Below are 12152 nucleotides of genomic sequence, written 5' to 3' on the forward strand. Positions count from 1 at the left end.
CCCGACACCGATGACGGCTTCGAGATGCTCCTCGAGACGGCGAGCGGCCTGCGGGCTAGCGAACTCGGATATGTGGTGGTCGGCAACGAGGACGGCCGTATCGGACGCTTGCTCGACTCAGGACAGGTGCAGTGGCAGGAGACAGCCTATCCCGGGCGCGTGACGGAATTCGGCTTTGATCCGCAGGGAGAGCTCGGGTGGGTACTCATCGACGAGCGCACCTGGCTGGAGGCCGAGGACCCCTCGCGCAGCTTCTCCCTGGAAGGCGCCGACGGCACCATGCTGTTCGACCACGAGCAGGTGCAGTGGATCCCGACCCGTCACGGCCTGGCGAGACACTTGGGTGATCGCTTCGCCCACTACGGCCTGGAGGTCGACGGGACACGTCCAGAGGTGTTTGCCATCCAACCCGGCACGCAAGGTGACGCCTGGTTCGGCACCAATGACGGCCTCATCCGCGTCGATGAGCAGGGACGCATCGAGAACGTCTCCGAAGCCCTTGGCATCGAGCGGGTGGAGGTGCGCGGGGTCGCCATGTCGACGGATGGCCGCTCCCTCTACATCGGTCATGTGGGCGAGGACTTCTATCACATCGATCTGCCGACGATGACGGCGACGCCGATCATCACCGGCGAGTCGGTGGTCAGTACCGGGCTCGACATCGACGCCCAGGGGCGGGTCTGGATCGGCTCCTTCCGCGGCGCGCTCATCCTCCATGACCCACGCGATGGCAGCCTGCGCCGCTATCCCCTGGGCACGGGTGCCTCCGTGTACGGTGTCGACAGCAGCCAGGCCGGCGAGGTGTGGTTTACCGCCCACCAGCAAGGCTTGTATCGCCTGGACACCGGTAGCCTTGATAACGAGCCGGAGCTCATCGTGCCCGTCGAGGCCTTCGGGCGCGAGTACTTCACCCAGGTGGTGGTCGATCCCAACGAATCACTGCGCACCGTCTGGGTGGCGACCGTGGAGGGGGGCGTGTTCCGCTGGCGTGACGGTGAACTAGAGCGCTTCGAGATCGGCGCCGCCCTTGGCGACTACACGGTCTACGCCCTCCATCCCCTCGCCGACGGCACCGTGGTGCTCGCCACCAACCGCGGCGCCTATCGCTACGATCCCGACACCGGGGCGCTGGACCACTACACGGCCCTCGACGGCTTCGTCTCGCTGGAGGCGAAGGCGCATGCCACCTATTTCGACGGCGACCATACCCTGTGGATCGGGACCACCTCCGGGGTCACCGCCATGGACGTGCGGCAAGCCCCTGCGCGCCCGATACCGCCCCGTCCGTTGATTCGCCGACGCCTCCTCGACGGTGAGGTGCACGAGGAGGACGGCGCCGCCAACGCGAATCGGGGCAACATCCTGGTCGACTTCACGGCGATCTCGATGCGTCGCCCGGACGGCATCGAGTTCAGCTATCGCCTCGAGGGTCACGATGGGCTCTGGAGCGAACCCACGCGTACCACCTCCATCGGCTACTCGAGCCTGGCGTCGGGTGAGTACCGATTCTCGGTGCGGGCGCGCTCGCCTGGCAGTGCTTGGAGCGAGCCGGTGAGTTGGTCCTTCGCCGTGCCCACGCCCTTCTGGCGAACCTACTGGTTTGCGGCGCTGATGACACTGCTGGCGGCGAGCATCGCCTGGGCGGCGGTGCAGCTGCGCATGCGTGCCATCGAGGGGGCGAACGAGCGCCTGCGCCAGCTGGTCGCCGAGCGCACGGCCTCCATCGACGCAGGGCGCAGGGAGCTGGAAGCGGCGAACAGAAGCATTAGTCAGGAGATCGAGGAGCGGCAACGCGCCGATGCGGCGCGGGCCGACGTCGAGGCGCGCTTTCGCCAGGCCTACCGGAACTCACCGATCGGCATGGCGCTGGTGGATACGCAGGGGCTCGCCTACGAGGCTAACCCCAAGATGAAGAGCTTGTTCTGGCCCGATGCGAAGGAGGAGGACGTCGAGCCGCTGATCAGCGTGGTCACCGAGGCCGATCGGGTGGCCTTCGCCCAGCGCTTCGATGCCCTGGTGAGCGATGGGGAGCGCCGCTTCGACAGCCTGGAAGTAGATTGCCTGTCGCACGCTGGTGATCTGCATCGGGTGGACTTCCTTCTGTCACCCGTGCGCGATGCGCACGGGGTCATCCAGTATGTGGTGGTGCTGGCGCAGGACGTCACCGCGAGTCGCGCCATGACGCGCCAGCTCGAATTCCAAGCGAGCTACGACGAGCTGACCGGGCTTCTGAACCGCCGGGCCTTCAAGGAGTGTCTGGCGCGGGTCAATCAGGGTGACGATAAGAAGAATGCCCACCTGCTGTTCCTCGATCTCGATCAGTTCAAGGTGGTGAACGACACCTGCGGCCACGCGGCGGGTGATGAGCTACTCGCCACGGTGGCCCAGCTCATCACCGAGAGCGTTCGCAAGGACGATGTGGTGGCGCGCCTCGGGGGCGATGAGTTCGCCGTGATCCTGCTCGATTGCCCCGAGGACGTCGCCCTGCAGCGGGCGGAGCGCATCCGCATGGCTATCCAGGAGCTGGAGTTTCTCTGGGACGCCGACGTCTTTCGCATCGGGGCCAGCATCGGCTTGGTCCCGCTGGGGGACTCGACTCACGACTTCGACGAGCTGCAGCAGATCGCCGACGCGGCCTGCTACGCCGCCAAGGACGCCGGGCGAAATCGTGTTCATCTGGTGTCGGGGGTGGAGGATGCGGTGCATGCGAGGCGCGGTGAGATGCGCTGGGTGCAGCGCCTCAATCAAGCGATCGATACCGATAGCTTTATCCTCTACGGGCAGCGCATCGCCCCTCTCAACGGGTCCGACGCCGAACGGATCGAGGTGCTTCTGCGGATGGTCGATCGGTCAACCGGGCGCTTGATTCCGCCCGGCGCGTTCCTGCCAGCGGCTGAGCGCTACGGCTTGCAGTGCAGGCTCGACCAGTGGGTGGTGAGCCAGGTCATGCGGATGCTGTCATCGATCGGCAGCGACGCCGAGGGTCGCTACCAGCTCTGGGTGAACCTCTCGGGCGCCAGCGTGGGCGAGGAGTCCTTCTCCCGTGGGCTCCAGGCGCAGATGCAGGCGGCGGCCCTGCCTCCCGGATGCCTGAACTTCGAGATCACCGAGACCGCCGTCATCCGTCAGATCGACAGCGCGACGGCGCTGATCGATGCCTTGCGTCGCATGGGATCGTGCTTCGCCCTCGATGATTTCGGCAGTGGCCTCTCCTCCTTTGGGTACCTGAAGCGCCTGCAGGTCGATTGCGTGAAGATCGATGGCCAGTTCGTGCGCGACATCACCAAAGATCCGACCGATCGCATCTTCGTCAAATCCATCATCGACATCGCCCACACGCTCGGCATGCAGGCCGTGGCGGAGTTCGTCGAGGACGACCAAGTGCTCGCGATGGTGCGGGAACTCGGCAGCGACTTCGCCCAGGGCTTCGGCGTGCACCGCCCGCAACCGCTGGCGGAGCTGCTGGGCGTGAGTGAGCGCGCGGTCGTGCAGGCCAGCGACTCCGCCTGACCCCGCCTAGCGAACCGCTTTGGGGTGCTGCAGGAGAAACTCCACGACGCCTGCGGCGAAGGCTGGTTCGAAGCTCGGGACGTGACCCGTCCGTGGACTCGACCACAGCTCCACCGCCGAATCGACGCAGCCGTCGAACCCCTGGCGCAGCGTGTCCAGCCCCGGCCGCCGCTCCACGATATCCAGCAGCGGTAAGCGTGCGGTGATCTGTGGATCACACCCGTTGAGGGCTGCCCAGGTGTCCGCGGTGGTGCGCGCGGAGGGGTGGCAGGCCAGACCCGGGATGCACCCGCCGCCGTACGGGATCGTGAAGTCAGCGGTGCCGTGGAACTGCACCACGCTCACCGGCTCGCTGGGCAGGCAACGCTCCACATCCTCCCACTGGGCACCCGCGAAGCTAAAGATCGCCGCAACCTGATCGGCGTGATCGCAAGCCATGCGGTGGCTCATGAAGCCGCCGTTGGAATATCCGACCACGTAGATCCGTAGTGCATCGGTCGGGTAAGCCTGCGCGATCACCTCGATCAGCGCGCGCAGGTAGGCCGAATCGTCGGGCGCGGCCCCGAAGAAATCGCAGCACCCATCCGTGGCGTTCCAGTAGCGCAACCCCGACAGGTCTTGCGTGCCGTCGGGGATGGCGACCATCAGCCCCTGGGCGTCGGTCTGCGGTAGCAGGCCGAAGTAGCCTTGCTGGCCTTCGCCGTCGCCGCTGTAGCCGTGCAGGTTCAGGATCAGGGGCAGGGGCGTGAGCCCATCGAAGGCCGGCGGTAAGTGCAGGGTGACGAGTCCGCGGCCGGCATCGACGCTCACGTCCGTTTGGGCGTGGGACGGGGCGATGGCGAGGAGCGATGCGAAGGCGAGTGCGGTCGCCACGAGTTTGTTGAGCATGGGGTGCGCTTCCGTGTGCAGCTGATGCGATGAGCACCGACGCCTCGTCGGGCCAATGGTGCGGTTGCGATGACGTTACCACCGCTGGCGGGTTCAGGTCGCGCCGCCACCTCCGGGCGGTTGGTCATAAGTCGGCTTCGAATTATTCGGCGGCGATCACAGTCTTCGCCTTGCACTGACGGGCGGCGGGCGCGTACCACGCGGGGGAGAAGCCCACACTAAGCGCCATCGACCAGGCGATGCTCGAAAGCCTAACGCGTTCTATCGTCGCCTGAACCCCGTAGACACGATCGCTCACCCGTCGAGCGCGACGGCAAGCGCCAAGAGGATACGACGATGGACACTTCTCCAAAGACGCACGACGACTACCACGCCCAAGTCCTGGCCCAGGCGATCGATGCCGTCGTGACCATCGATGAGCACAACAACGTCACCTTCTTCAACGCCTCTGCCGAGCGCCTGTGGGGCTACACTGCCGACGAGGTGATCGGACAGAACGTCAAGATGCTGGTGCCGCAGGAAATTCAGCACCGACATGACGGCATGGTGAACGCCAATCGCACCACGGGCGTCGACAAGATCGTAGGCACCAGCCGAGACATCGAGGTGCCGCGCAAGGACGGCGAGACCCGCTGGTGCAACCTGTCGCTCTCGAAAGTGGACGTGGGCGGTGGTGTCCTCCACTACACGGCCTTCGTCAAAGATGTGACCGAAGAGAAGCTGCGTCGAGACATGATTCAGCAGACCCTGACCCAGGCCTTGGATGCGGTGGTCACGATCGACGAGCACAACAACGTGACCTTCTTCAATCCGGCGGCCGAGCAGTTGTGGGGCTGCGCGGCGCAGGAGGTGATCGGTCGCAATGTGCGCATGCTGGTGCCGATGGCCATCCAGGCCAACCACGACGATCTGGTGAACGCCAACCGCCACACGGGCGTCGACAAGATCGTCGGCACCTCGCGGGAGGTGGAGATCAACCGCAAGGACGGCGACAAGAAGTGGGGGCGCCTATCGCTGGCCAAACTCACCGTGGGCACGAAAATCCTCTACACAGCGTTCGTGCGCGATGTCACCGAAGAGAAGCGTATGCGCGACGGCCTCAAGTTGGAGGCTGCCCAGGTGATGAAGGCGATCGCTGCCGGGGATCTTCGCTCGCGCATTGAAGGGGACTACGGCGATGACATGCGCGAGCTGACCGATGCGATCAACGACTGCGCCTCCTCCATCCGCCAGATGGTGATGGGTATCCGCAATTCCTCCACCGTGTTGGAAGACAAGGCCATGGAGGTGCTCAAGGAGAACAATGGTCTACGCGAGCGCACGGAGGCTCAAGCCTCATCCCTCGAGGAGACCTCGGCCAGCATGGAGCAGATGGCGACGAGCGTCGAGTCCAACGCGTCGAGCTGCTCGGAGGTGGCGACCCTGTCGAGCCAGGCCAAGGGCATCGCCAGCAGCGGCCAGTCCGTGGTGGGCAACGCCGTGGAGGCCATGGCGGCCGTGCGTCAGACCAGCACCGAAGTGGCGGACATCATCGGGGTGATCGATGAGATCGCCTTCCAAACGAACTTGCTGGCGTTGAATGCTGCCATCGAAGCCGCTCGAGCTGGCGAGCAGGGTCGTGGCTTCGCCGTCGTCGCCACCGAGGTTCGCTCGCTGGCGCAACGCAGTGCTAGCGCGGCGAAGGAGATCAAAGGGTTGATCAGCACCAACATGGAACGGGTGACGGCGGGCACGGATCTGGTCAACGAGTCGGGCGCCAAGCTAGAGGAGATCGTGACCTCCGTCGGCAAGGTGACGGACATCATCAACGACATCGCCAAGGCGAGCGCCGAACAGAGCGATGGCATCAAGATGATCAGCCGAGCCGTCGCCCACATGGACAAGCTGACCCAGGAGACCGCAGCGGTGGCTGACCGGGCCGCCGCCACGAGCACCTCCATGCGCGACGATGCGCTCTCCCTCCACGCGTCGGTGGCGGACTTCGTACTCGATGAGAGCGATCTCCAGGGCCGCACCCATGCCGATCGCGGTGCCCATCACTCGGTCGCCGCGTAAGGCGGCGCGCTTAGAAGATCGGCAGCTGGCGGTGCTCTGCATTGTCGATGAACGATGCCCCCTCGTGCGCGAGCAGCCACCGCTTGCGCGCGAGCCCGCCGCCGAACCCGGTGAGTTGGCGGTCCGCGCCGATCACCCGGTGGCAGGGAATGATGATAGGGATCGGATTGCGCCCGTTGGCCCCGCCGACGGGCCGGGCGTGCGCCTTCGGTCGCAGGCGATCGGCGAGCTCGGCGTAGCTCCAGGTCTCGCCGTAGGGGATCTGCTGCAACAGGGCCCACACCCGCTGTTGAAAGGGGGTGCCGATGGGCGCCAGCGTGATGCCCTCGAAGGCTCTGCGCTCGCGAGCGAAGTACTCGCCCAGCTGAGCGATCACGCGCTGCAGGGGCGGGAAGGCCAGGTCCGCGGGCGCCAGCGCCGAGGCCGGATCCTCTCGACCATCGAAGGCGATGCGCAGCAGGGCGCCCGAGTCGTCGATGACGACGTCGAGGGGTCCCACGGGGGAGTCCACCGTGGTCCTGCGTGCGGTCGCGGGGTAGGGCGCGGTGGGAGCGCCCGGCGCGAGATCTGTCGCCACTGTACGACCTCCTCAAAAACCGGCTTGCCACGCCCACAGATGCTGGCAGGCCACGCTGCGCGCTGGCGCGAAGGGCGCCAGGCAGCGGGCCACATCATCGGCCTTCGGGCGTTCAGGTGTACCGAGTATCCCATGCAGGTTGCGCATGAGACCTGCGTCGGCTGCGGGCACGCAGTCGTTGTAGCCCATGCCACGCAACATCACGTACTGCGCCGTCCAGTCGCCGATGCCCTTGCGCGCGACGAGCGCGGCGTACGCCTCGTCCGCCGGTCCCAGGCTCAGGGCCTGCAAGCGTAGATGCCCCTCGGCGATGGCGGCGGACAGGTCGACGATCCAGTGTGCCTTGCTGCGCGAGAAGCGTCGTCGCTGTAGCTCGGCCGGATCCAGGCCAGCCACCTGCACAGGCGCCGGGTGCGGAAGCAGCTGCGGGTGGTCAGCGCAAAGCGCCGGTTGCGCCAAACGAATCAGTTCGGCGCGCAGTTGTGCGGCGAAGGTGAGATTGACCTGTTGGCCGAGGATAGCCCAGATCAGCGCCTCGTACTCGCTGCCCATCAGCGGCACGCGAAGGCCTGGTCGGCGGGCGAGCAGCGGAGCGAACCAGGCGCACTCGGCGCGACGCGCCTGCGCCCGCAGGGCCGGCAGGTGGGTCTCGAAGCCCAGCAGTCGTCGGGCGACGGCGTGGGCGGCGAGGCGTTGGGCCGGCGTGCAGGTGGAACCGCTGCGTGGGGTGATGTGCACGTGGGCGTCGCGGCCGCGCACGGTGAGGTGAAGCACCGCCGCTTTCTGTTCCCGCTCGTCCTGGAAGCCGCGCTCGAGGCGCAGCCCATGCGCGTGTGTCTCGAGCACACGCTCGCTCGCGCTGCTCGGGTCGCGGGCCATCAGGTGACGCACGGGTTCGGTCGCAAACCCCGCCGGTAGGCGCAGGGTGAAGGCGCTTGCCCGGCCGCTGCTCGCCAGGGTTCGGTACGCGGCCGGTGTCAGCCCCTGGTATTGCTGAAAGCTCCGGGCGTAGGCGGGTTCGCTCGCGAAGCCCGCGTCGCTACCGGCACTCGCTGCTCGAGCACCCTCGGCCAGGGCTGACCGCGCGGCGTCCACGCGCGCGCGCTCGATCAACGCGTTGGGGCTCAAGTGATAGTGGCGCTGGCATAGTTCCGTGAGTCGGGTTCGGGCAACGCCCGCCTGCTGCCCGAGCGCTCGTGCGTCCGCGATGCCGGCGGGCTCTGCGCGCAGCGCCTGGACGGCCTGGTGCAGGCCAGTGGTGGGCGTCTGTGCGCGTGGAGACGGGGGTGACATGGTGACCAGTGTAGGTCACCCAACTCTCGCTGGGTCAGCGCCCAACGCGGCCTCGTGCACCACGATCGGCAGCTTGTCGGGGCCAGTGAAGCTGAAGGCCATCTCCGCACCCGCCGGGGGCGTGGGCAAGGTGGTCCAGGGGATGTCCGCGTCATCGAGGCGCATGGCGAGGCGGCCCGGTTCCGCGCACGCGAAGCGCAGGGCGCGACGCGGTAGCACCGACGCATCGTGCAGGCCGATGGTGACGTCTTCGCCGGCGAGATGGGCGTGAGCGTAAGGCGTCTCGCGCAAACCCGCTGAGCGCAGGCCGATCGACTCCCAGTAGCGCAGTTCCGCCGCCACATCCGCGCACGGCACCATGAGTTCGACGAAGCGGCCGAGGTCCGACACATCGGGCGTGTCGAAGGCGGCGGGCGAGTAGGTGCGCGCCTCGAGCAGGGTGATCATCTGCCCCGTGGGGCTCACGAAGCCCGCCTCGTTGAACTGATCGTCGCCGGTCTTGGCGAAGGCGAATTCGATCCCCTGATCCGCCAGCCGAGGCAACTTCGTACGCAAGGACTGGAGCACGAAGGTTACGGCAGGTGAATCGAACTCATAGGCGTGCAGGCCGATGACCGCGCGGCCGTCGGAGACCACGGCGTAGGGGTGCGACCAGATCTCACCCACGCTCAGTTGACGCAGGCCCAAGCGCTCGTAGTGGTGCACGGCGGCCAGCACATCCGGGGCGTAGACGCTGAACTCGAGGAAGCGACCGATCATCGACGAAGGCTCCGACTGCAAGCGGCGATGGGCGCGCCGTGTCTGTCAGTCGTGCCCGCCTATCGCGCGGCGCCCATGGCGAGGGCGCGCTTGACCGTGTTCTCGTCCTTGTAGGGCGTTTGGCTGGGCGTGACTTCCGGCCACCCGCTGGCGTGGCGCACGACCAGATCATACAACGCCTCGATGTGGTCATCGCGGTCGTTAAGTGCGGGCACGTAGGAGAACTCGCCACCGCCCGCTTCCTGGAAGATGTCGCGATTCTCCAGCTGGATCTCCTCCAGCGTCTCCACGCAGTCGGCGGAGAAGCCCGGGCAGATCACGTCCACCCGCTTGGTGCCGGCCTTGCCGAGCTCTTCCATGGTGGCGGCGGTGTAGGGCTGCAGCCATTCGGCGGGGCCGAGGCGCGACTGGAAGGTCACGCGGAAGCTGCCCTCGGCGAGCTGCAGCCGTTCCGCCACCAGGCGGGCCGTCTTCAGGCAGTGGCAGTAGTAGGGATCGCCGGCCAGCATGCTCTGGCGCGGGATGCCGTGGAAGGAGAACACCAGCACGTCGCCACGGCCGTTCGCCTGCCAGTGCTCGCGCAGGCTGGCGGCGACGGCTTCGACGTAGGCGGGGTCGTCGTGGTAGCTGTTGACGAAGCGGAACTGGGGCACCCAGCGCTGACCGTTCAGCACCCGGGTCACCTCGTCGAAGGTGGAGGCGGTGATGGCGGAGCCGTACTGCGGGTAGAGGGGCAGCACCAACAGGCGCCGCACGCCCGCGGCGAACATCTCCTTCATCGCGCTCTCGATGGAGGGGTTGCCGTAGCGCATGCCTAAGGCGACGAGCGGCGGGTTCTCGAAGCGCTCGTCCATCATCACCTGGAGGGCGTCGCGCTGGCGCTTGCAGATGGCCAGCAGCGGTGAGCCTTCATCGGTCCACACGGAGGCGTAGGCCTCGGCGGATTTGGCCGGGCGTGTGCGCAGGATGACCAGGTTCAGGACCAGCCACCAAATGGGCCGAGGCAACTCGATCACGCGGGGATCTGACAGGAACTCCCGCAAATAGCGGCGAAGCGCCTTCGGCGTGGGCGCATCGGGCGTGCCGAGATTGCTCAGCAGGATGCCGAGGCGGTCTGAGCTGCCGTGGTCGAACTGGCGTTGGCCGGCGAATCGGGGCATGGAGCGGGGGTGACCTCGCGAGGGACTGAACAGAACGATACCGCAACGCACGCAGGCTCGCGCGTGACGTGTGACTCACCTCCAGCTTTCGCTAGCGGCAAGCGTTTCGGATTCGCGTCAGGCGACCCCGTCTTGGATGCTAAGCAGTTGTCTTAGCGACAGTTATTGCGGTTCTTCGAACTCGCCAGAATCAAGGCGGCGAATATAGTCCCGGTAGGCGTTGATCGCCTGGTGGCCGAACAGCCACATGATCGGCAGGTTGGCCACGAGCATCACGCCCATGCCGATGCCCGTGAGGTTGTCGAGCTCGGTGCTGGTGCGGATGAAGCCCAGGGTGGCCACGATGATGAGCCCGCAGTAGGCGAGCTTGTACGGCAACACCGCCCGCTGGCCGGCCAGGTACACGATGCCCTGCTCGCCGTAGTAGCTCCAGGACACCATGGTGGAGATGGCGAACAGCCAGGCGGCGAAGGTCACCAGCCATTGGCCGAGGCCTGGGGCCACGCTGTCGAAGGCCTGGGCCGTGAGCGTCGCGCCCGTGTAGTCGACGTAGATGCCCGCATGCTCCACCTGCGGCACCACCCCGCTCGTGAACTCGTCCCACACCAGCGTGGCGCTGCCGGGGCCGTCGAACTCGACGTGGCCGTAGAGGCGATGCAGCGCGTTGCCCGAGGCGGGGTTCAGGTCTGCCTGGTAGATCAGAAAGACATCGTCCGTCGTGCTCCACGGGCGTCCGTCATCACGGGGCGGGGCGACCATCGTCTCCACGGTCCACATCGACGCGGAGACGGGCAGCACCGTCGGGGTGGTCTCGAAGGCCGCCGCCGGCGGTCGGTTCCACACGCCTGTGCTCAAGATGATCAGGGCCGTGAAGGTGCACACCACCACCGTGTCGACGAAGGGCTCGAGGCCCGCGACCACGCCTTCGCGCACGGGTTCGTGGGTTCGCGCGGCGGCGTGCACGATCGGTGAGGTGCCCTGGCCGGCCTCGTTGGAGAACTGCGCGCGCTTCATGCCGAAGAGGAACGCGCTGGCGACGCTGCCGCCGATGAACGCGCCCTCGGCCTCGGCGGGGCTGAAGGCCGACGTCACGATCAGGATCAGCATCTGGGGAATGGCCCCGAGATTGCTGATCAGGACGAAGCTGCCCGCGAGCAGGTAGAGCACCACCATCGCGGGTACCAGCTTCGAGGTGACCGCGCCGATGCGACTGATGCCGCCGATGATCACCGAGCCCACGATGAGCGCGAGGATGATGCCCGTGATCACGCTGGGCACGCCGAAGTAACTCTCCGTGAGATCGCCCACGCTCCAGGCCTGGAACATGTTGCCGCCGGTGGTGGTGGCGATGAGCAGGGTGACGCACAGGAGCACCCCCACCGCCTTGCCGAAGCCAGCCAGGTCCGCGCGCTTGGCGGCGAAGCCCTTGCGCGCCACCCACATGGGGCCGCCGTGGGGATTCTGGGGGTCGTCGACGTTGCGGTAGAGCATCGCCAGGGTCACTTCCGTGAGCTTGGTGGCCATGCCGACCAGCCCCACGAGCCACATCCAGAACACGGCCCCCGGGCCGCCGAGGGAAATGGCGAGGGCGACGCCGCCGATGTTGCCGAGCCCGACCGTGCCCGAGAGGGCGGCTGTCATCGCCTGGAAATGGCTGACCGCGCCGGGGGCGTCGCTGGCGTCGTAGCGTCCGCGCAGGAGCTGGGTGCCGTGGGAGAGGGCGCGGAACTGGGAGAAGCGACTCCACACGGTGAACAGCACACCCGTGCCGAGCAGGGCGAAGAGCACGATCTCATGCCACAGCACCGCGTTGATCGCGGCCATGAAATCGTTCAGTTCCTGCATCGAGTGCTCGGCCCCTCGGGGCCCCATGCCCTGCTCGCGCCCATGATCGCGAGCCCCCGGCACCG

At 66.9% G+C, this 12152-nt stretch carries 8 protein-coding genes; 2 read left to right on the forward strand and 6 right to left on the reverse strand.

Translation table 11 applies throughout. The features are described from left to right. Positions 1-3510: EAL domain-containing protein (locus AAF184_10875; protein MEO0422831.1), on the forward strand; the 3510-nt coding region annotated here is incomplete at its 5' end. Between the two features lie 6 nt (positions 3511-3516). Here AAF184_10875 and AAF184_10880 read toward each other — a convergent pair. Beyond that, on the reverse strand, positions 3517-4398 hold the full coding sequence (locus AAF184_10880) for a PHB depolymerase family esterase (protein ID MEO0422832.1): 882 nt from the start codon (positions 4396-4398) through the stop codon (positions 3517-3519). A gap of 336 nt (positions 4399-4734) precedes the next feature. Here AAF184_10880 and AAF184_10885 point away from each other — a divergent pair, with 336 nt between their 5' ends. After that, on the forward strand, positions 4735-6453 hold the full coding sequence (locus tag AAF184_10885; GenBank protein MEO0422833.1) for a methyl-accepting chemotaxis protein: 1719 nt from the start codon (positions 4735-4737) through the stop codon (positions 6451-6453). A gap of 10 nt (positions 6454-6463) precedes the next feature. Here AAF184_10885 and AAF184_10890 read toward each other — a convergent pair whose 3' ends face one another. The 5 genes from AAF184_10890 to AAF184_10910 form a co-directional block, all read right to left on the reverse strand. Further along, positions 6464-7030 (reverse strand): methylated-DNA--[protein]-cysteine S-methyltransferase, encoded by a 567-nt coding sequence (locus AAF184_10890; protein MEO0422834.1) that lies wholly within the window; start codon positions 7028-7030, stop codon positions 6464-6466. Between the two features lie 12 nt (positions 7031-7042). Continuing rightward, positions 7043-8323 (reverse strand): helix-turn-helix domain-containing protein, encoded by a 1281-nt coding sequence (locus AAF184_10895; protein MEO0422835.1) that lies wholly within the window; start codon positions 8321-8323, stop codon positions 7043-7045. A 15-nt stretch (positions 8324-8338) separates the two neighbouring features. Next, the gene (locus AAF184_10900) at positions 8339-9082 is read right to left on the reverse strand and encodes a hypothetical protein (GenBank protein MEO0422836.1); all 744 of its coding nucleotides are present in this window, start codon (positions 9080-9082) and stop codon (positions 8339-8341) included. 59 nt (positions 9083-9141) lie between these two features. Further along, positions 9142-10242, reverse strand: coding sequence for a ferrochelatase (gene hemH, locus AAF184_10905; protein ID MEO0422837.1), 1101 nt, complete (start codon positions 10240-10242; stop codon positions 9142-9144). Between the two features lie 162 nt (positions 10243-10404). Further along, positions 10405-12087: an amino acid carrier protein gene (locus AAF184_10910; GenBank protein MEO0422838.1), complete on the reverse strand. Its 1683-nt coding sequence runs from the start codon at positions 12085-12087 to the stop codon at positions 10405-10407. Between the last annotated feature and the right edge of the window lie 65 nt (positions 12088-12152).

It is taken from the genome of Pseudomonadota bacterium, assembly GCA_039815145.1.
Lineage (GTDB): Bacteria > Pseudomonadota > Gammaproteobacteria > Steroidobacterales > JBCBZW01 > JBCBZW01.